Below are 20798 nucleotides of genomic sequence, written 5' to 3'. Positions count from 1 at the left end.
TCGTTGCGTTTCGTCGACGAGTACCGTGACGCCGACCAGGCCCATGCGCTGGCCGACCGGATGGCCGCGCTGTGCCGGCCGGGCCGCAGGTACCAGTTCATGGAGGTCTGCGGTGGGCACACCCACGCGATCTACAAGCACGGCCTGGAGGACTACCTGCCCGACGCGGTAGAGATGATCCACGGGCCCGGCTGCCCCGTCTGCGTCATCCCAATGGGCCGGCTCGACGACGCGTTCCACATCGCCGAGCAGCCCGGCGTCATCATGACCACCTTCGGTGACATGATGCGGGTGCCCGGCGGGCGCGGGACGTTCCTGGACGCCAAGGCTCGCGGCGCCGACATCCGCATGGTCTACTCCCCGCTGGACGCACTCAAGATCGCCCACGCCAACCCCGGCAGGCACGTCGTCTTCATGGCCGTCGGTTTCGAGACCACCGCCCCCTCGACCGCGCTGACGATCCTCCGTGCCGAGGCCGAGGGGATCGGCAACTTCTCGGTCTTCTGCAACCACGTCACGATCATCCCGTCGATCAAGGCCATCCTCGACTCACCCGACCAGCGGGCCGACGGTTTCGTCGGCCCGGGCCACGTCTCGGCCGTCATCGGCTGCCGCCCGTACGAGTTCGTCCCGCGCGTCTACGGCAAGCCGTTGGTCGTCACCGGGTTCGAACCGCTCGACGTGCTGCGCGCTGTCCACCAGCTCCTGACCCAGCTCGCCGAGGGCCGCTGCGAGGTCGAGAACCAGTACGCCCGGGTCGTTCCCTGGGACGGCAACGCCAGAGCACTGAGCGTGATCGGGCGGGTCATGGAGCTGCGTGGCTACTTCGAATGGCGCGGCCTGGGCTGGATCCCGCACTCCGCGCTGAAGATCTCCGAACGGTACGCCGCCTACGACGCCGAGCGGATCTTCCAGATCCCGGGCGTACGGGTCGCCGACCCCAAGGCGTGCCAGTGCGGTGAGGTGCTCAAGGGCGTGCTCAAACCGTGGGAGTGCAAGGTGTTCGGCACCGCGTGCACCCCGGAGACGCCGATCGGCACCTGCATGGTCTCTTCCGAGGGGGCCTGCGCCGCCTACTACAACTTCGGCCGCTTCTCCCGTAAGCGCGTCAGGGAGGCGACCCGCCGATGAGCCCGCGCCACCTGGACGATCCCATCAGAGAAGACGCCCCGCTCGAAGACACCGGGCTCGAAAACACTTCTCGACCGGACCTGGTGCCCGGTGCGGCCCAGGCTGAGGCCGCGGTACGCGAGGCCTGCGAGCTCGACCAGCCGGAGATCCCCCACGGCCACATGAGCGGACACTCTCGTGAGGAGGAGGTGCTCGAACGGATCGAACGCGCCAGGAAGCGCAGGGCCCGCGTCCGGGAGGATCGCATCACACTCGCACACGGTGCTGGAGGCAAGGCGGCCCGTGCTCTCATCGAGGCCGTGTTCCTGGAGGCGTTCGGCAACCCGCTCCTCGAGCCCCTCGGCGACGGCGCCGTCACCGGCCCCGTCGCCGGCGGTCTGGCGTTCACGACCGATTCGTTCGTGGTCCGGCCGCTGTTCTTTCCCGGTGGCGATATCGGCGACCTCGCGGTCAACGGCACGATCAACGATCTCGCCATGTGCGGGGCCGCCCCGCGCTATCTGTCGGCCGGGTTCATCCTGGAGGAGGGCTTCCCCGTCGAGGATCTGCGCAGCGTGGTCGCCTCCATGGCCGAGGCCGCTCGGGCAGCCGGCGTCTGGATCGTCACCGGCGACACCAAGGTCGTCGAGAACGGCAAGGCCGACGGCTGCTACATCACCACGGCGGGGATCGGCGTCATCGAGCGGCCGGTCCGGTTGAGCGCGGCGGCCGTCGTGCCGGGTGACTCCGTCGTCGTCTCCGGCCCGATCGGCGAACACGGCATGACCGTCATGCTCGCCCGTGGCGGGCTCGACATCGAAACCGATCTCACCTCCGACACCGCGCCGCTGCACACGCTCGCCGACCGGCTGCTGGCGGCCTGCCCGGGGCAGGTGCGCTGCCTGCGGGACGCCACGCGCGGCGGCGTGGCCACCGTGGTCAACGAGATCGCCGCCGCGGCCCAGGTCGCGATCGTGCTCGACGAGAGCGCTGTCCCGGTCCGGCCGAACGTGCGCGGCGCCTGCGAGCTGCTGGGCATCGATCCGCTGTACGTGGCCTGCGAGGGGCGGATGGTCGCGGTGGTGGCGGGAGATCACGCCGATGCCGCCCTGGATGCCCTCCGGTCGCACCCGCTGGGCACCGATGCCGCGGTGATCGGCCGCGCGGGCGACGACCCGGCCGGGCTCGTCCTGATGCGCACCCACTCCGGCGGCACCCGGGTCGTCGATCTGCTCGTCGGTGACCCGCTCCCGCGCATCTGCTGACGAGTGCGGTGATCACAGACCTTGGCCGGGCCGGTCCCTCGATCCCGGTGAGCGTTGGTGGACAGCGCTGGGCCGTTCGTCCCTTTTCTGGCATCTGTGCTGGTAGTTACGTTGGAGGGGGTACATGTCCGTCGGTGGCAGCGTTGGGGGGAACGCTCTGATGGACACCGTTGTAATCGAATCCCTGGAGCCGCTCATCGCGGCTCTCCAGTCAGCCGGCTACGCAGTGGTCGGGCCCACGGTGAAGGACGCGGCCGTGCGGATGGCCGAGATCTCCTCGGTCGAGGACCTGCCGGCAGGCGTAGGCGACGTCCAGAGACCGGGCAACTACCGGTTGGCCGAGCGGGGCGACGAAATGCTGTTCGACTTCGCCGCCAGCCCCGACTCGGCCAAGCGCTTCACCCAGCCGCCCCGTCAGAGGCTGTTCCGGATGCGCGGCCAGACGATCGAGGAGGTCCGGGAGAAGGCGCCGCGGGTGGCGCTGCTGGGGGTGCGCGCCTGCGATCTGGCCGCGATAGCCGTCCAGGACCGGGTGTTCCTGGGCAGGCACCCTGATCCGACCTACCGGCGGCGGCGCGAGGCGCTGTTCTTGATCGCGGTCAACTGCGCGGTGCCCGGCGGCACCTGTTTCTGCGTCTCCATGGGGACCGGGCCGAAGGCCACCACCGGATTCGACCTCGCGCTCACCGAGCTGGCGTCGCCGCATCGGTTCACGGTAGAGAGTGGCAGCGAGCGAGGCGCGCAGATCGTCGCGGCGATTCCGCACCGGCCGGCCGACCAGGGTGACCTCACCGCGGCCGAGGAGGTCTCGCGCATCGCCGCGACCCGGATGGGCCGCCATGTGGACACCGAGGGCATCCAGCAGTGGCTGCCCGCCGCGCACGACTCACCACGCTGGACCGACGTGGCCTCCCGCTGCCTGAGTTGCACGAACTGCACGATGGTCTGCCCGACCTGCTTCTGCAGCACGGTCGAGGACATCACCGACCTCACCGGCGAGGTCACCGAGCGGTCCGAGCGGTGGGACTCCTGCTTCTCGCTGGACTTCACCGAGCTCAGCGGCCAGCCGCCGGTGCGCTCCTCCGCCCTGGCTCGCTACCGGCAGTGGCTGACCCACAAGTTCGCCACCTGGTACGACCAGTTCGGCACATCCGGCTGCGTGGGCTGCGGCCGATGCATCACCTGGTGCCCCACCGGCATAGACGTGACCGAGGAACTGTCGGCCATTCGAGACGGCACCGGGGAGACGTCGTGCATCCGATGACGCCAGTGCCGTACCGCGTACGTTCACGGCGTCCGGACCGGGCCGACACCGTCACGCTGGCGCTGGAGCCGGTGAGCGGGCCATGCCCCTTCTCCCTGCCGGGCCAGTTCACGATGGTCTACGCGCATGGCGTCGGCGAGATCCCGATCTCGCTCAGCGGCCGAGGGCGCACCGGGGCGCTGGTGCACACGATCCGGGCCGTGGGCGCGGTCAGCCAGGCGCTCTGCCGCAAACGACCCGGCGACCTCGTGGGGGTGCGCGGGCCGTACGGCACCGCCTTCGACGTCGCGGGGGCGGCCGGGCTGGATGTGGTCGTGGCGGCGGGCGGTCTCGGCCTCGCACCGCTGCGCACGGTCGTCCGGGAGCTGATCGCCCACCGCTCGCGGTACGGCCGGATCAGCGTGATCGCCGGCACCCGGACCCCGATGACCCTGCTGTATCCGCGTGAGCTGGACCGCTGGCGGATGGCGCACGACATCGACGTCCAGGTCATCGTGGATCACCCCGATCACATCTGGCCGGGCCCGGTCGGGCTGGTCACGAAGCTGATCGACCGGATCGTCTTCGCACCGCGCCGCACCGCCGCCTTCGTCTGCGGCCCGGAGATCATGATGCGCGCCGTCGCCGACGACCTGATGGCGCGCGGCGTGCCGGCCCGGCGGATCGCGCTGTCGCTGGAGCGCAACATGAAATGCGGCGTCGGCCGGTGCGGCCACTGCCAGCTCGGCCCGTTGCTGCTGTGCCTGGACGGCCCGGTGGTCGACTACGAGCGGGTGGGCGGCCTGCTCGCGGTGCGGGAGCTGTGATGGGCACGCGCGAATCGGGCTCCCGGCCCCGGATGGCGGTGTGGAAGTTCGCCTCCTGCGACGGCTGCCAGCTCACCCTGCTCGACTGCGAGGACGAACTGCTGTCCCTCGCCGCCGAGGTGGAGATCGCCTACTTCCTGGAGGCCTCCAGCGCTGTCGGCCCCGGGCCGTACGATCTGTCCCTGGTAGAGGGGTCGATCACCACGCCGGAGGACGCCGAGCGCATCCGGCACGTGCGCCGGGTGTCGAAGCGCCTGGTGACGATCGGGGCCTGCGCCACCGCCGGCGGGATCCAGGCCCTGCGCGACTTCGCCGACGTGAAGGAGTTCGCCTCCGTCGTGTACGCGCGGCCCGAATACATCGCCACTCTGGACAAGTCGACCCCGATCTCCGCCAACGTGCCGGTGGACTTCGAACTGCGCGGCTGCCCCATCGACAAACGGCAACTGCTCGAGGTCATCACCGCGTTCCTGGCCTGCCGCCGTCCCGTCGTCCCCAGCCACAGCGTGTGCGTCGAGTGCAAGCTCCGCGGCAACATCTGCGTCCTGGTCGCCCACGGCACGCCGTGCCTCGGCCCGGTCACCCAGGCGGGCTGCGGCGCGCTGTGCCCGGCGTTCAACCGGGGCTGCTACGGCTGCTTCGGACCGGCGGACACCACGAACTCCAGGGCACTGAACACGAAACTCCGCGTCCTCGGGATGAGCGACCCCGAACTGGTGCGCGTCTACCGGACGTTCAACGCGACCGAGGAGCAGTTCATGCGGGCATCGGAGGAGGACCAGGGGCCGGAGGAGGACCGGGCGTGACGCACAAGAACATCCGCATCGGCGGGCTGTCCCGCGTCGAGGGCGAGGGAGCACTGCTGGTGCGGGCCCGCGACGGCCGCATCACCGATCTCCGCCTGAGGATCTACGAGCCGCCCCGGTTCTTCGAGGCGTTCCTCCGCGGCCGCGCCTACGACGAGCCCCCGGACATCACCGCGCGCATCTGCGGCATCTGTCCCGTGGCCTACCAGATGAGCGCCTGCCAGGCGATCGAGTCAGCCCTCGGCGTCGCGGTGAACGGGCCGCTACGCGACCTGCGGCTCCTGCTGTACTACGGCGAGTGGATCGAGTCGCACGCGCTGCACATCTTCCTGCTGCACGCACCCGACTTCCTCGGCTACGACAGCGGCGTGGCGATGGCCGCCGACCACCGAGAGCCCGTCGAGCGGGGCCTGGCGGTGAAGAAGGCGGGAAACGAGCTGGTCGCGACGCTGGGCGGGCGCGCGATCCACCCGGTCAATGTACGGGTCGGCGGCTTCTATCGCGTTCCCCGGCGGCAGGAGCTCGCCCCGGTGGCCGAACAGCTGCGCCGGGCGCGCGACCACGCGCTGGCGACCGTGGCCTGGGTCGCCGGGTTCGACTTCCCCGACATCGAACACGACTACCGCTTCCTCGCGCTGCGGCACCCGGAGGAGTACGCGATCCTGTCCGGAACGCCCGCCGTGAGCGACGGATCCTCCTTCCCCGTCGAGGCGTGGCCGGAGCACGTGGTGGAGGAGCAGGTCCCCGACTCCACTGCCCTGCACGCCCGTCTCGACGACGCGGGCGGCTACCTGGTGGGCGCCCTCGCCCGCTACGCGCTCAACTCCCACCGGCTGTCCCCACTGGCCCGCGAGGCGGCACGCGACGCCGGGCTCGGCGAGGTCTGCCGCAACCCGTTCCGCAGCATCGTCGTCCGCGCCGTCGAGGTCGTGCACGCCTGCGACGAAGCACTGCGGATCATCGACGACTACGTCGAACCCGACGTGCCCGCCGTACCGGTCGAGCCGACGGCCGGTGTCGGCCACGGCGCGTCTGAGGCCCCGCGCGGCACGCTGTACCACCGCTACCACCTCGATGGGGAGGGGCTGATCACGGAGGCGGACATCGTGCCGCCGACCTCCCAGAACCAGGCCCGGATGGAAATGGACCTACGCGAACTCATCGAACCCCGCCTCAACCTGGCCCAGGCCGAACTGGCCGCACTGTGCGAACGGGCCGTCCGCAACCACGACCCCTGCATCTCCTGCTCCGCTCATTTCCTGGACGTGCACCTCGATGCCCGGTAACGCACTCGTGATCGGGATCGGCGGCTACGCGCGCGGCGACGACGCCGCGGGCCTGGAAGTGGTACGGCTGCTGCGCGGCACGCTCCCGCCCTCCATCGACCTCGCCGAGAGCTGCGGAGATCCCATGCAGCTGGTCACGGCCTGGAGCGGCGCGCATCTGGCGGTCGTGATCGACGCGGTCTCCTCCGGCGCGGCGCCGGGCACCCTCCATCGCGGCCTGCGGCCGCGCCCCTGGCCCGTCTGGCAGCGAAGCTCGCACGCCCTCGGCCTGGGCGACGCGATCGCGCTCGGCCAGGCGCTCGGCCGACTCCCTGAGGAACTGCTCGTTTTCGGGATCGAGGGGGGCGACTTCGGCCTCAACGCCGCCATCACGCCGCCGGTCCGGGCGGCGATCCGGGAGACGGCCGAGGCCGTACGGCGGACGGTGGGGTGAATCCGGGAGGAGGCCGATCGTGCACAAGAAGGTGCGAGATGTCATGACCACCGAGGTGGTAGCCGTCACCGCCGACGCGCCATTCCGTGTCATCGCCGAGGTGCTTGCGACTCGCGGGGTGAGCGCGGTCCCCGTCATCGACGGTGCAACCCACGTCCTCGGCGTGATCTCCGAGGCCGATCTACTCCACAAGGAGGAGCTCAGAGAGCAGTACTACAAGGAGGATTACCGTCCTCCTCCCCCGCCGCCCGGTCACCCAGGTAGGCGGGACGCGACGGAAAAGGCCCGGGGACACACCGCCGCAGAACTGATGAGCGCTCCGGCCGTCACCATCGAGGACTGCGGCAGTGTCGTGAACGCCGCCCGACTGATGCACGAGAAGGGAGTGAAACGCCTCCCCGTCGTTGGCGACGACGGGCGACTCCGGGGGATCGTCAGCCGCCACGACCTGCTCAAGGTCTTCCTGCGCAGCGACCACGACATCGCTGACGAAGTGCGCGAAGACATCATCGACGGCCTGCTGTGGGCGGACACCTCCGGCGTCTGTCTCCGCGTGACCGGTGGGGTGGTGACGCTGAGCGGCTGGATCGAGCACCGCAGTGACGCGCGGATCCTGCTACGCATGACCGAACGGATCAACGGGGTGGTAGATGTCATCGATCGGCTGGAGTGGGCGGAAAACGACATCCCAGGCTGAGCCGACGTACCGACCGGCCTGCGGTCATCGCATGCGCCGCAGCACCTCCCACACAGCCCCCGAACCGATCAGCGGAACGTCGACTTCCAGAGGCCGGCGTCGCCACTCGGCGTAATCGGCCACGTGTGCGAGCGCCGCGACGGCCTGTTCCGCTGCGGCGTAGGAGGGCACCCGGCCGTTGATGAGGCCGTCACGTCCCATCACGCACGCCAGTACGGTCTTCGTGGCCGACCCGGCCGCATTCGCAATCGCCTCCCCGGTCCGCGTCAGAACGGAGGCGGATGACGGTGCACAGACGGCGAGGATCGCGTCAACCTCCGAAGCCATGTTGGCAGTCGCGATGGCACCTCCCAACGCCTCATCCTGGACTGCCGCGCAGGCCACGACCGGCGACACGATCAGGCCCAGGCGCTCGCAGGCATCGACGGCCGCGGCCCTGAGATCGCCGGAGTCGCCGACGATCGCAACGCGACGCCCGGCAGGCAGCGGTTGAGAGGCGAGCAGCGACGCCACGCCGACAAGGGCCTCGACATCGTCCAGGCGGATCACGCCACACCCCGGGACGAGGGCGTCGACGGTGGCATCCGCAGTAGCGCCATCACCATGAGAGCACGCGGCCGAGTCCCCCGAACCCCCCATCCTGACCAGCCCTGTCCTGATCAGCAGGACCGGCTTCCTGGCCCCCACCCGGGGCGCGATCCGGGCGAACTTGCGCGGGTTCCCGAAAGACTCCAGGCACAGCACGATCACGTCGGTGTCGGGGTCGTCCTCCCAGAACTCCAACAGGTCGTTTCCGCTGACATCCGCCTTGTCCCCGACCGACACGAAGAAGGACACGTCCAGCCGCTCCAGCAGCGACGACCCGATCGTCGCGGATTGCGACATCACCGCGATCCGGCCGCGCCGCGGGGCGTACGGGAAGAGGCTCGCGTTGAGGCCGATCGCGGTGTTCACGATGCCCGATGAGCCGGGGCCGATCAGCCTCATTCCGGTGGTACGGCAGATGCCGAGAAGTTCCCTCCTCCTGTCGCGGTCGCCGTGCTCGGCGGAGCCGTACGGCAGGACGACCAGTCCGGCCACCCCTGTCTCCCCGCACACATGTGCCACCTCCACGACCCGTCCAGCGGGGACCGCGAGGATGGCGACGTCCACCGGCTCCGGCGCCGATCGCAGGCCCGGATAGCACGGCAACCCAGTCGCCTCGGTGACGTGCGGGTCTACCGGGTATACGGCACCCTCGTATCCGCCCTCGATGAGGTTGTGCAGCACCCGGCGCCCCGCCTTCGACTCGTCACCACCGACTCCGATCACAGCCACGGACCGTGGCCGCAAAACGCGGGCCAGCGAGGCGAGCTCGGCCTGATGATCCCGCGCTTCGATGCCGGCCAACAGCCGCGGTGTCGAAGTGAGCGGGACCCGAACGTGGACCGTACCGTCGTGCGTGTCGTGGCACTCCACGTCCAGACCCAGATCGTTCAGCACCTGGATCATGGCCCGGTTCTCCGCGAGCACGTCCGCGACCAGAGCCCGGACACCGTGCTCCACCGCGCCGGCGGCGAGGTGTTCGAGCAGGAGCATGCCCAGGCCACGACCGTGGACGGTGTCGTCGATCAGCACGCCCAGATCGGCCGAGGTCACGTCGAAGGGAAAGTACTCCGCCACGGCTACCAAGGTCCCCTGCACCGTCGCCACCAGGGCGTGCCCCTGATAGTCCGGCGCGGTGATCCGGTCCATGTAAGCGTGGGCCGTGGCTCGGCCTCCCGCGAAAAAACGCAAATACGCGGATCTTTCCGACGACCGCGCCACGAGCGCGTGCAAGGCCGGCCGATCCTCGGCGCGCAGTGGCCGGAGGCGGGCGATACCGCCGTCTCGCAGGAGGACATCGCATCCACCGGACATGGGTTCTCCCGTCTAGCCGTGTCTGGGTTGCCCGCCGGTGGCGCCGCTGCCGCGCCGGCGGTTCCAGCACATCGCATGCCATTCGGGAACGACAGGGCCGTTCGGCATGTGATCGGATGGGCCAACGTCCCGTGCTTTCCGCTTTCCAATGCCTCAGTGGCGTACGACGGCGACCGGACCGTGCGCATGATGCACGAGCGCATGGGCGATGGAACCCATTCCGAGCACGGTACGAAGGCCGCAGTGCGCCCCGATGACAGTGAGATCATGTTCAGCGGATGCGTCGATCAGCGCCTTGGCCGGATGCTCACGCACGACCTCCTCGATCACCCGGACGTCGGGGAACTTGTCCCGCCATCCCGCCACGGCCTCGGCCAGCAGGATCTCCTCGCTCCTGCCGATGGCATCCAGGTCGTTTACCAAGGGAGGCGCGCCACCAAGGGTAGGGACGACCGGCGGGATCCACGCGTGTAGCAGGCGCAGTGACGCGCCGCGCACCTCCGCTTCCCGGAAAGCGAAATCCAGGACCGGCACCTGATCGGACCTGCCGGTCACGCCCGCGACGATCTCCCCTGTGGGGTAGGGGCGGGACTCCCGTACCACCACCGCTGGACAGGATGCCCGCGTGAGCACATGTCGGCTCACCGAGCCCAGCAGCAGCCCGGTGAACCCGCCGAGGCCCCGGCTGCCGACGACGATCAGCTGTGCGTTCTCCGCTGCGGCGACCAGTGCGTCCCACGGCCCGCTGTTGACGACCTCCGTGGTGACCCGCACGTCTGGATGACCTACCCGGGCCCGATTGGCCGCTTTCTGCAGCAGTTCCTGAACGACTTCGGCTTTCGCAGGTCCCCAGGGTTGCGGCTGCGGGGTAAGCGGAACGTAGTACATCCACTCCAGCGCCGCATGCATGATGTGCACCCGCGCACCGCGTAGCACGGCCTCCTCGCCGGCCCAGGCCGCAGCCTCCAGTGAGGACGGCGACCCGTCGACCCCCACGATGATCGGTTTATCCGTCTGCTCCATGGCTCCGTCTCCCTTCCGGCCCACCGGACTCGCAGTCAACGGTCTGCCAGGGTGAGAAGTCGGCCGGTCGGGCCGTCGTTCCACTGCTCATCGGGTCCGTACCCCGCCTCAACAGCGAGAAGCGAGGAGAAGGCGTACGGCTCGGCCGCAGGGGAAGGACCTGAGGACTGAGGGCCTCTGACACCTACCCCTGCTGCTGAAATGCGAAGAGATGGGCAGGGAAGGCCGAAGCGACGAGAGGAAGCCAGGAAGACAAGGAGGTACGCGTATGGGCGGACTTATGCGCCGGGAATCTCGGGGAATCCTTCCTGAGATCTTCGACTGGCTGGAGGCTCCGTTCGCTGGGCTGCGTCCCCTGCCAGGCCAGGCCATCCGATTCGAAGATTACGTCCAGGGCGGGCGATACGTGCTACGCGCCGAACTGCCCGGGATCGACCCTGAGAAGGACGTCGAGAGCACCCTGTCCGGAGGAATCTTGACAGTCCGTGCCGAGCGCCGAGAGGAGCAGAGGGAGCAGCACAGGACCGAGTTCCGCTATGGCTCGTTCACCCGCTCCATATCACTGCCAGAGGGTGCGGACGAGAACGATGTGAAGGCGACAGTCGCAACCGCCACCGGCGGCGAGCATCCGCACCGTCGAGCGATCCCTTCGCCGGCGGAAAGTGGCCCCTTCGGCGGGGAAGACGTCAGGCTATGGGCAGGCGGAGCTGGAGCAGGGCGGGGCGACGAGTCGGTTCCCTCCTGAGGATCTTCAGGAGGTGATGCGGCGGCCGGTGATCTGCTGCGGAACGATGCGGACGTCGAGCTCGCGTTCGCCCCCGGCCCAGGGCTCCACCCCGGCAATGGTCATCCCGGGCAGCTCTTCCGGTGGGGTGACGTGACGGACTGGGCCTCTGACGCACACGCTCCAGCCCCCTTGCTCGGCCTCGTCGATGTGGTCGACCTGGAAGGCGACCTTGATCTCCGCCCCTTCGATGCCGCTCCGTAGATCTTGGTTTATGGGCCCACCGAAGGCGGTGCGGAAGATGATCGCCCCTTCGTGGAGGCGATAGTTGACCGGCAGCACGGTCGGCCCCTCAGCGCCAAGGAAGCCGATGCGGCCGACGCCGCCGGGTGAGATGATCCGCAGGCATTCTTCACGGTCCATTTCCTGCAGTACGGGGCGGGTAACCTGGGGGGCCCAGGTCACCGGGTGACATCGACTGTTCGGCCATCGGCTTCTCCCTTGTCTCGCCGGCCACTGGGAAGGTACGCATTTCGCCGCGGCCGAGCCGGGCACGCTGGCCGCCAACGGTCACCCGCAGCACGTCGGGCCCGTCGTCGGCCCGGCCGATCCGCACCTGGCGAGGGTCGGCATCGATCGATATCTCCCCGCCCTGATAGCGGATGCACAGCGACAGCCTGCCGAGTTGCTCGGGCAGCAGCGGGTTGAGGTGCAGGCTGTCGCGGCGGATCCGCAGATCGAGGTAGCAGCGCTGGACCAAGTCGAGCGTGCCCGCCATCGCACCCAGGTGAACGCCTTCGGCCGTGGTACCGCCCTGGACGTCGCTGAGGTCACCGGTGAGCGTCTCGGTGAAGAACTGCCAGGAGCCGGCGCGGTCGGAGCGGGCCAGCACCCAGCCGTGCACCACCGCGCTCAGCGTCGAGCCGTGGCAGGTCCGGGCGAGGTAGTGGTGAACGGTACGGGGGATCATCTCGGGGTCGGCCGGGTAGCCGAGCCGGCCGAGGATCTCCAGCAGCTCACCGGCTGTGAGCAGGTAGAACAGCATGAGCACATCCGCCTGCTTGGAGGCCTGGTACCGGTTGGGGCTGTCCCCCTCGGCCTCCAGCACCCGGTCAAGTCGGCGTACTCCCGGGTAGCGGCTCCAGTCAAGCTCCGCCAAGTCGGAGTAGCCAGTGAACTGGCTGATCACCCCATCGTGGAAGTCCACCCGCATCCTGTGAGTGATCTGCTCCCATCGGGCGGTCTCGGTGTCGTCGAGGGCGAGCCGCTCGGCCAGTTCCGCGCGGGCGCGGCTGGGCAGCAGGTCGAGCACCTGACGGGCCCGCAGCAGCAACCAGACCGTCATGACGTTGGTGTAGGCGTTGTTGTCCAGGCCCGGCAGGGCGGCGCCGGGGTAGGCGTCGTGGTATTCGTCCGGGCCCATCACGCCGCGGATCTCATAGCGGCCCGATGGTGGATCGAACCTGGCCAGCGAGGCGAAGCATCGGGCGATCTCGATCAGCAACTCGGCCCCGGGCTCGACGAGAAACTCCATGTCGCCGGTGGCCTGGTAGTGCTGCCAGACGTTGTAGGCGATGGCCAGCCCGACGTGACGCTGCAGGTGGGAGTGATCGGCCAGCCAGCGCCCGGAGCGAGGATTGAGATGAAAAGTCTGACTCTCTTCCCGCCCGTCGCTGCCGCTCTGCCAGGGGAACAACGCCCCCGCCAAACCGGCCGCGCGGGCGGCTGCCCGGGCCGTCGGCAGCCGCCGCAGACGGTAGCGCAGTAGACTGTGGGCGATTTCGGGGAAATGCAGGTTGAGCCATGGCAGCACGAACAGCTCGTCCCAGAACACATGCCCCCGATATGCCTCGCCGTGCAGCCCACGCGCCGGGACGCCCGCGTCCAGGTCAACGGTGTGTGGCGACAGAGTCTGTAGCAGGTGGAAGACGTTCAGGCGGATGTCCCGCTGGATGGACTGGCCGTCGACCTCCAGCCGAGCCCGCTCCCACAGCCGCCGCCAGGCCATTCGCTGCCGTTCCAGCAGTATGGCGAAGCCCGGCGCAAGCCGTACCCGCCGCAGCACGAAGGAGAGGGCGTCGGAGATTGCACGGTCGCGGGACGTGGCCAGCGCGATCGTCTTGACGACCGTTACCGGGCGGTTTTTCTCCAGCTCCAGGGTGTGATGCTCGGCGATCCAGTCATTGTGCCGCTCGATCTGGCTGGTCTGCGCGGCTTGGTTGATCTGCCCGTAGATCGAGGTCGTCTCGATGCGGGCCGCCAGCGCGATCGTGATCTGTGAGGAGCGGGTCCGGACGCACAGCCAGGTGAGCCCGTCTCCCGACCCGGTGGCGTGGCCGGTGAGGTGGTCACCGCGCAGGTCGCGGTAGCGGGGCACGCCCCGATTGGTCACCCGTCCTTCTAGCGCGGAACGCACGCGCAGCGGGCCCGACCAGTTCTCGGCCGTGAAGGTCGTCTCCAACGCGGCCAGGTGCGGGTCGGCCATAGAGACCAGGCGGCGCTGCCGTACCGAGGTGATTCGCCCGTCCGCGCAGCGGAACCGGACCAGCCGGTGCAGGACGCCCTCCCGCATGTCCAGTTCCTGCCGCCAATCCAGTAGGTCGGCGCAGCCCAGCAGGTCGGTGTGCTGCGGGGAGAACCAGCCGGAGCCGGGGACGGCGAAGGACAGCGGGAGCCAGTTGGGCAGATTGACCAGGTCCTCGTTGGTCACCGTACGGCCGGCGACGGTGGAGGTCAGGCGGTCGTAACAGCCCGAGGCGTAGGTGCCGGGGTAGTGCACCTTATCGGCCTCGGCTTCTGGGGCCGCACCTCGAGTGGCGAAGTAGCCATTGCCCAGGGTGCACAGCGCCTCGCGCAGCCCCTCCTGTCGAGGATCGAAGCCGTCGTAGACAAGCGACCAGGGACTCACCGCTCACCTTCCGGTATCCGTTCAATAACGTCGGGACCGCCGTGGCCAGATGCCGGTCCTTGACTGCGCCCGCACCGTCCACTGTGTCCGCCGGGGCGATCCGCACCGCTCCTGCTGGCATGCTTCCCGAGACTTGGTCGCCTGACCCGCAGGACCGCCCCATGACAGGGCGACGGGTCTCATGGACATTTGACCCCTGGTGACCGCGAGTATTAGGGCACGCGGGCATCACCTCTAGCGATCGCTCGCATCAAGAAGCCGCTACCAGAAAGCCGATGACAACCCGATAGATCGATTCCCTGGAGCGGCGGTTCGCCTGAGCGGAGTACCCGCTTCATAGGACCGTCGTCTCCTGCCTCGTCTCAGGGCGACGCTGGAACGGGGGAGCCGTTGGTTCACGAGCTGCCCCAGGTGGCACGCATAGGGATTGGAGCTCGTGTCCAACATGCCGTCGGTACGAAAGTTCCTGCATGACGTCCGGGGGCGTGCGCTGCCCCGGGGGCGCGGGGTTGACAGTATCGGGTATCCGCCGACGTCTGAGTCCGGCTTCCCTGCGGAGGCCGCCGATCGCCTAGCGAACCCGCGTGAGCCGCTGGCGCTGCTCCGTAGGGAACTGGGTACGGGCCTCGGGGGGCTGTCGGAGCGGGAGGCCGCTCGGCGGCTCGCCGTCTACGGTCCCAACCAGGTGCGGCGGCCGGCGGAGACGACGCCGGCGGATCGACTGGTGCGCCAGCTGGCCCACCCGCTGGCGTTGCTGCTGTGGGCGGCCGGGGCGCTGGCGTTCGTGGCGGGGATGCCGGTGCTGGCGTGGGCGATCCTGGCGGTGATCCTGGTGAACGCCGCGTTCGCGTTGCTGCAGGAGCGCCAGGCCGAGCGGGCGGTCGAGGCGCTCGCGGCCTACCTGCCGGAACGCGTCCATGTCATCCGCGATGGATTGCCCCAGGCGGTGGAGGCGGCCCGGCTGGTGCCCGGCGACCTGCTGGTGCTGTGCGAGGGCGACAAGGTGCCCGCCGACGCCCGGCTGACCGAGGGCGCGCTGGAGGTCGACCTGTCGATGCTGACCGGGGAGTCCGCCCCGGTGGAACGGATCGCGGGCCCGGCCGACGAGCAGGCCGCCCTGCTGCGCGAGCCGCATCTGGTGTTCAGCGGCACGACCTGTGTCGGCGGGCAGGCGCAGGCGATCGTGTTCGCCACCGGCGCACAGACCGAGCTCGGCCGGATCGCGGCGCTCAGCCACCGCAGACGCCGGACCCCCAACCCGCTGGAGACCCAGGTGAAGAGGGTCGCCTGGCTGATCGCGGCGGTCGCCACGGGGATCGGTGCGGTGTTCCTGCTCGTGGGCGTCCTGGTTGGGCTGTCCCCGACCGACGCGCTGATGTTCGCGATCGGGCTGCTTGTCGCCAACGTCCCCGAAGGCCTGCTGCCGACCATCACCCTGGCGCTCGCGGCCGGGGTGCGGGTGATGGCCCGCAGGGGAGCGGTTGTCAAGCGGCTCAGCGCGGTCGAGACGCTGGGATCCACAAACGTGATCTGCACCGACAAGACCGGCACGCTCACCCGGAACAGGATGCGGCTGCAGGCGTTCTGGACGATCGACGAGGGCGTCGTGCCGGCCTCGCCCGAACAACCGGTGCCTACCGAACTGGCCCGGGCGGCGATCGCGTGCACCATGGTCGCCTACGACCACGACGGCGCACTGCACGGAGATCCGACCGAGATCGCACTGGTCGAGGGCGTGGCTAGGCCGCGCCCGATGGCGGACGTCGCGGACATGCTGACCGACCGGGACGCGCGGCGGCGGGCCGTGTTCCATTTCGACCCCCGGCTGCGGCTGATGTCGACCGTCACCCGGCCCCGGGACGGCGATGACCGGCTGATCATCGATGTCAAGGGGGCGCCAGAGGCGGTGCTGGACCGCGCCGTGCTCACGGGGGCGGAACGCGCCGCGGCGCACACCGCCGCCGGCGAGCTCGCCCGCCGCGGGCTGCGGGTCCTGGCGATCGCCACCCGCCGGCTGCCCGCCTCCACCGCGGTGCCCAAGCGGCGAGACGAGGCCGAGGCCGACCTGCTGCTGATCGGCCTGGTAGGCCTGTACGATCCGCCGCGCCCGCAGGTGGCCGGCGCGGTCCGGCGGTGCCATGAGGCCGGGCTCCAGGTGCACATCGTGACCGGTGACAACGGGGCCACCGCCGCAGCGGTCGCCGGGGAGGTCGGCATCGGCGTGCCACGGCTGCGGGTGGTCGCCGAGGCGGAACGGCTCACCGACGGCGAACTCGACGAGCTGCTGGACGACGACGCCGAGATCGTATTCGCGCGCTCGTCCCCCGAGACCAAACTGAAGATCGCCGACGCGCTGCGCGCCCGCGGCCGGGTCGTGGCGATGACCGGCGACGGCGCCAACGACGCACCCGCCCTGCACCAGGCCCACATCGGGGTGGCGATGGGCCGCTCGGGCACCGACGTGGCCCGCGAGGCCGCCGCCATGATCCTCACCGACGACAACTTCGCCACGATCGTCACCGCGATCGAGTCCGGCCGCCAGGTCTACGACAACGTGCGTAAGTTCATCCTCTACATCTTCGCCCACGCCGTCCCGGAGATCGTCCCGTTCCTCGTCTTCGCCCTCAGCGGCGGACTCGTTCCGCTGCCGCTGACCGTGCTGCAGATCCTGGCGATCGATCTCGGCACCGAGACCCTGCCCGCCCTCGCGCTCGGCCGCGAACCCGCCGAACCCGGCCTCATGTCCCGCCCACCCCGGCCACCCTCCCAGGGCGTCATCACCCGCGACATGCTGATCCGGGCCTGGGGCTACCTGGGCCTGATCTCTGCCACGCTGGTGATGATCGCGTTCTTCTACGTCCTGTGGCGGGCCGGCTGGCACCCAGGCGCCCCTACCGGACCGGGGACGCCGCTCCACCACGCCTACCTGACCGCCACCACCGCGACCTTCGCGGGACTGGTCACCTGTCAGGTCGGCACCGCCATGGCCGCCCGCACCGACCACGCCTCCCTGCGGCAGATCGGCTTGACGTCCAACCCGCTGCTGCTGGCCGGCATCGCCTTCGAGCTCGCCTTCACCGCCGCCCTGGTCTACCTGCCGCCCCTGCAAGGTCTGTTCGGCACCGCCGCCCTGCCCGCCGACGTCCTCGCTCTGATCGCCGTCTTCCCGGTCATCGTCTGGGGCGCCGATGAACTGCGCCGCTGGGCGCGACGCCGCCGACATTCTGTCGGACAGACCTCCCCGCGCGTGTGCTTGCCTGAATAGCGGGACTCGAAGAAGGGCCGATGCGTGTCAGTAACATCTACCGTCGGCATCCGCTACTGATCCTTTCTGCCAGATCGCCGAAGGGCGCTATCCGAGCCGAAGTGGATCATGTCGTTTACGATCACGGATAGTACGGCGGCGCCGAGCGCCATGGCCCAGCCGGCGGGTGGCAGGGGCACCAGCGCGAGCGGCGCGCCCAACGCCGGGACCACCGTCACGAGTGCCTGCAGCGCCGCGGTGGCGGTCACCGCGATGAGCACGGCACGGCCTCGCCACCAGCCGCGCTCGAAGGTCCGGCGGCGTGCCCGAACAACGTAGGCGAGGGTGAGGCGGGCGAAGACCAGGGCGAGCACGGCCTGGCCGCGGACCTGGTCCTCGCTCCAGCCGAGGCGGCGGGCGACCTCGACGGCCGCGAAGACGAGCGCGCCGACGACCAGCGCACGCAGCGCGATCCGAGTCAGCACCGGCCAGGAGAGCAGGCCGCCGGTACGCGGGCGCAGCGCCAGCGGATCGCCGGCGGGCCGGTCGACGCCGAGCGCGATGGCGGGGATGCCGTCCAGCACCAGGTTGATCCACAGCAGCTGCACGGGAAGCAGCGGCACGACCAGGTCCGGCCAGGCGACCAGACCGGCCAGGACGATCAGGATCTCCGCGAGGTTGCCCGTCAGCAGATATCCGATCATCGAGGCCACGTTGTGGTGCAGGCGGCGGCCTTCGCGCACCCCGGCGACGATCGTGCCGAGCTCGCCGTTGGTGACGACGACTGCCGCCGCCTCCCGGGCCACGTCGGTGCCCTCCTCACCTACCACGGCCACTCCCACGTCGGCGTTGCGCAGCGCAGGGGCGTCGTTCACCCCGTCGCCGGTCATCGCCACGACCTCGCCGCCCGCACGCAGGGCGCGGACCAGGTCGAGCTTGGTGCCCGGGTCGACCCGGGCGAGCACGGCCGCCTCGCGCAGCCGGGCGAACCGTCCCGAGTTATCACCGCCGAGATCGAGCGCGGCGCCCGTCACCGCGGGATGTGCGTCGATGCCCACCTCCGCGGCGATCGCGCAGGCGGTGTCGGGGTGGTCGCCGGTCACCATCACGACGCGGATGCCGGCGGTGCGGCAGTCCGCCACGGCCTGCGGAGCCGAGGGACGAATCTCATCGCTCAGCGCGACGAGGCCGAGCGGGCGTAGCCCCCGGCTGTCCAGATCACCGGTGTCCTTGTCGGCGAGCGCGAGCACCCGCAGGCCACGGTCGGCCAGACCGGACACCGCTCGCACGAGCCGCTCGGTCTCCGGCCCGGGAACGCACCGGGCGAGCACCACCTCCGGAGCGCCTTTGACGGTCAGCAGCGGTCCGGCCGCGCGGCCGTTCCCCTTGGTGATCACGGCCATGGATCTGGTCCCGGCGTCGAACGGCCGGGCGGCCAGGCGCTCCTCACCGGGCGGCAGCCGTACGCCGTGCCGCCGGGCGGCGGCGGCGAGGGCCACATCGACGGCGTCCCCCAGCCCGTCGCGGGCGTCGTTGCAACGCAGCGCGGCACGCCACAGCTCGTCATTACCGGACACCGCCACCTGGTCGACCACGGTAAGGCGACCGGTGGTCAGCGTGCCGGTCTTGTCTGTCGCGATAACGGTGGTCGCGCCCAGGGCCTCGATGGCCGACAGGCGCCGTACGATCACGCCGAGCTTGGCCATGCGCTGTAAGCCCAGCGCCAGCGCCGTGGTGACTGCGGCGGCCAGGCTCTCCGGCACGGCGGCGATTGCCAGCGCCACCCCCGCCAGGATGATGTCGAGCAGCGCGACCTCGCCCCGCTGGACCCGGGTGAGCCCGATCAGGATCATCACGACACCGGCCATGACCGCGACCAGGCCGATCCGCCGGGACACCTGGGCGAGCTCCACCGCCAGTGGGCCCTTGACGCCGCTGCCCAGCGCGGAGGCGATGCGCCCCATCTCAGTGCGGGCACCGGTCCGAGTCACCTCGGCCACGCCCGCGCCACGGACGACGAGCGTCCCTGCGAACAGTTCGCCCCGGCGATCGGCGAGCGGCACGACGATCCCCGTCGACCCGGCCGGCTCCTCCGCTCCCGCCGCCTGCTTTTCTGCTGACAGCGACTCCCCCGTGAGCATGGACTCGTCCACGGCCAGCGCATTGGCCTCCAGCAGTCGCGCGTCGGCCGGGACGCGGTCTCCGGCGGCGACCTGCACGATGTCGCTCGGCACGATGTCGGCGGCGGGAACCCTCCGTATGACGCCGTCACGGACGGCCTTGGCCATGGGCGCGGTGAGGGTGCGCAGCGCCCGTACGGCACGGTCCGCCTTCATCTCCTGGCTCACCCCGATGACCACGTTGACCAGGAGAATGGCCAAGATAGCCGCACCCTCAGGCACCTCGTCGAGGACGACCAGCGTGACCAGTCCGGCGACCAGCAGCAGGATCGACATCGGGTCGGCGAGCTGGCGGACCGCCCGGGCAGACAGCCTTGGCGGCCTCGGCTGCGGGAGCTCATTCGGCCCGCACTCGGCCAGCCGCCGGGAGGCGGCCTCCTCGGTCAGCCCGGTCAGTGCTCGCACAGAGGTATCCATGCCCTTAAGCCGATCACTCAGGCGTACGGGGATACCGCGGTCGAAAGGCACCTGGCAGGGGACCTTCGGCTCAGCGGACGGCTGCCGTGAGCAGCGCGCTTACGACCACCGCGGGCGGCCGGATGTCGCCTCTACCCGGCCGCCCGCTAATGCTCAGCGGGTATCTACAAGCGCGTCCGAGGCCCGTAGGTCTCACCGCCGCTCAGGGTGTCACCAGCTATTTATCCGACCTGCTTCTCCGCGTTGGTTAGGTCGAGAGCAAGAAGTCGAAGAACCTCGATGGTGGGAACCCTGTACGTGTCGCCTGCCTGGATTACCCGGCAGGGGAACTCACCCCGCTTGACGAGGCGGTAGGCGGTGTTACGGCTGAGCCGAGAGTGCAGGCGGCGGTCAACAGAGGGACGACGGCCGGGAGGACTCGTACTTCCTCGATGGTCATGGAGTTCACTCTGCTTCTCCTCCCATCGCTGCTCCTGACGCGAGCAGCCGGGCCTTGGCAAGTGCGCAGTGGTCGATGTTGAGCTCGATACCGACGAACTGCCGGCCGAGTTGCCGGGCGGCAAGAGCCGTTGTTGCCGCTCCGGCGAACGGGTCGAGAACCTGCCGCCGGGTTCGGCAGCCGGCGGCCCCGGTGCGCTCATCTCGGCTCGAGGACCGCGGGTTTTCGCAGACATTCGGCGCGATGCGCCGTATTTGAAGATGATTGGTCACTTTACCGTTTTCGGCCGGTATATCA

At 69.8% G+C, this 20798-nt stretch carries 16 protein-coding genes; 10 read left to right on the top strand and 6 right to left on the bottom strand.

Going from position 1 to position 20798, the window contains the following annotated elements; genetic code table 11:
* The first annotated feature begins 3 nt into the window (after window positions 1–3).
* The 8 genes from hypD to AP234_RS32350 all read left to right on the top strand — a co-directional run bounded on the left by hypD (window position 4) and on the right by AP234_RS32350 (window position 7667).
* Window positions 4–1131, top strand: a complete 1128-nt coding sequence (gene hypD, locus AP234_RS32385) for a hydrogenase formation protein HypD (protein ID WP_055483565.1) — start codon at window positions 4–6, stop codon at window positions 1129–1131.
* On the top strand, window positions 1128–2375 hold the full coding sequence (hypE, locus tag AP234_RS32380; protein ID WP_235558514.1) for a hydrogenase expression/formation protein HypE: 1248 nt from the start codon (window positions 1128–1130) through the stop codon (window positions 2373–2375). Before hypD ends, hypE begins: the two co-directional genes overlap by 4 nt.
* 160 nt (window positions 2376–2535) lie before the next feature.
* A complete protein-coding gene (locus tag AP234_RS32375) occupies window positions 2536–3639 on the top strand; it encodes a 4Fe-4S dicluster domain-containing protein (RefSeq protein WP_055483564.1) in 1104 nt (367 codons plus the stop codon).
* Window positions 3636–4445, top strand: coding sequence for an FAD/NAD(P)-binding protein (locus AP234_RS32370; protein WP_055483577.1), 810 nt, complete (start codon window positions 3636–3638; stop codon window positions 4443–4445). Before AP234_RS32375 ends, AP234_RS32370 begins: the two co-directional genes overlap by 4 nt.
* Complete coding sequence (locus tag AP234_RS32365; protein WP_055483563.1) at window positions 4445–5251, top strand: oxidoreductase; 807 nt, start codon at window positions 4445–4447, stop codon at window positions 5249–5251. The genes AP234_RS32370 and AP234_RS32365 overlap by 1 nt, the downstream gene beginning before the upstream one ends.
* Entirely contained in the window at window positions 5248–6537 is a 1290-nt protein-coding gene (locus AP234_RS32360) for a nickel-dependent hydrogenase large subunit (RefSeq protein WP_055483562.1), read from the top strand. The genes AP234_RS32365 and AP234_RS32360 overlap by 4 nt, the downstream gene beginning before the upstream one ends.
* A complete protein-coding gene (locus AP234_RS32355) occupies window positions 6527–6970 on the top strand; it encodes a hydrogenase maturation protease (protein ID WP_055483561.1) in 444 nt (147 codons plus the stop codon). The genes AP234_RS32360 and AP234_RS32355 overlap by 11 nt, the downstream gene beginning before the upstream one ends.
* A gap of 19 nt (window positions 6971–6989) precedes the next feature.
* Complete coding sequence (locus tag AP234_RS32350; RefSeq protein ID WP_063843180.1) at window positions 6990–7667, top strand: CBS domain-containing protein; 678 nt, start codon at window positions 6990–6992, stop codon at window positions 7665–7667.
* 24 nt (window positions 7668–7691) lie between these two features.
* Here the strand turns inward: AP234_RS32350 and AP234_RS32345 are convergent, their stop codons facing one another.
* Complete coding sequence (locus AP234_RS32345; RefSeq protein ID WP_083502632.1) at window positions 7692–9566, bottom strand: GNAT family N-acetyltransferase; 1875 nt, start codon at window positions 9564–9566, stop codon at window positions 7692–7694.
* Between the two features lie 153 nt (window positions 9567–9719).
* Complete coding sequence (locus AP234_RS32340; protein ID WP_055483559.1) at window positions 9720–10589, bottom strand: universal stress protein; 870 nt, start codon at window positions 10587–10589, stop codon at window positions 9720–9722.
* A 268-nt stretch (window positions 10590–10857) separates the two neighbouring features.
* On the opposite strand from AP234_RS32340, the gene AP234_RS35620 reads away from it, so the two are divergent.
* A complete protein-coding gene (locus AP234_RS35620; RefSeq protein WP_083502631.1) occupies window positions 10858–11334 on the top strand; it encodes an Hsp20/alpha crystallin family protein in 477 nt (158 codons plus the stop codon).
* A gap of 6 nt (window positions 11335–11340) precedes the next feature.
* Here AP234_RS35620 and AP234_RS32335 read toward each other — a convergent pair whose 3' ends face one another.
* Window positions 11341–11778 (bottom strand): pyridoxamine 5'-phosphate oxidase family protein, encoded by a 438-nt coding sequence (locus AP234_RS32335; protein ID WP_063843179.1) that lies wholly within the window; start codon window positions 11776–11778, stop codon window positions 11341–11343.
* Window positions 11726–14221: a glycosyl hydrolase family 65 protein gene (locus tag AP234_RS32330; RefSeq protein WP_055483557.1), complete on the bottom strand. Its 2496-nt coding sequence runs from the start codon at window positions 14219–14221 to the stop codon at window positions 11726–11728. The genes AP234_RS32335 and AP234_RS32330 overlap by 53 nt, the downstream gene beginning before the upstream one ends.
* 445 nt (window positions 14222–14666) lie before the next feature.
* Here AP234_RS32330 and AP234_RS32325 point away from each other — a divergent pair, with 445 nt between their 5' ends.
* Window positions 14667–17486, top strand: a complete 2820-nt coding sequence (locus tag AP234_RS32325) for a cation-translocating P-type ATPase (protein WP_083502636.1) — start codon at window positions 14667–14669, stop codon at window positions 17484–17486.
* 53 nt (window positions 17487–17539) lie between these two features.
* Here the strand turns inward: AP234_RS32325 and AP234_RS32320 are convergent, their stop codons facing one another.
* Window positions 17540–20062 carry a cation-translocating P-type ATPase gene (locus AP234_RS32320; protein WP_055483556.1) on the bottom strand — a complete coding sequence of 841 codons (2523 nt, stop codon included), beginning with the start codon at window positions 20060–20062 and terminating at the stop codon, window positions 17540–17542.
* 444 nt (window positions 20063–20506) lie between these two features.
* Complete coding sequence (locus AP234_RS38270) at window positions 20507–20773, bottom strand: DNA methyltransferase (protein ID WP_235558513.1); 267 nt, start codon at window positions 20771–20773, stop codon at window positions 20507–20509.
* Window positions 20774–20798: the final 25 nt, after the last annotated feature.

It is taken from the genome of Sphaerimonospora mesophila (genome assembly GCF_001417795.1).
Taxonomy (GTDB): domain Bacteria; phylum Actinomycetota; class Actinomycetes; order Streptosporangiales; family Streptosporangiaceae; genus Sphaerimonospora; species Sphaerimonospora mesophila.
Note: the sequence above shows the minus strand (reverse complement) of the source record. Positions and strands in the feature narration are given on the sequence as shown.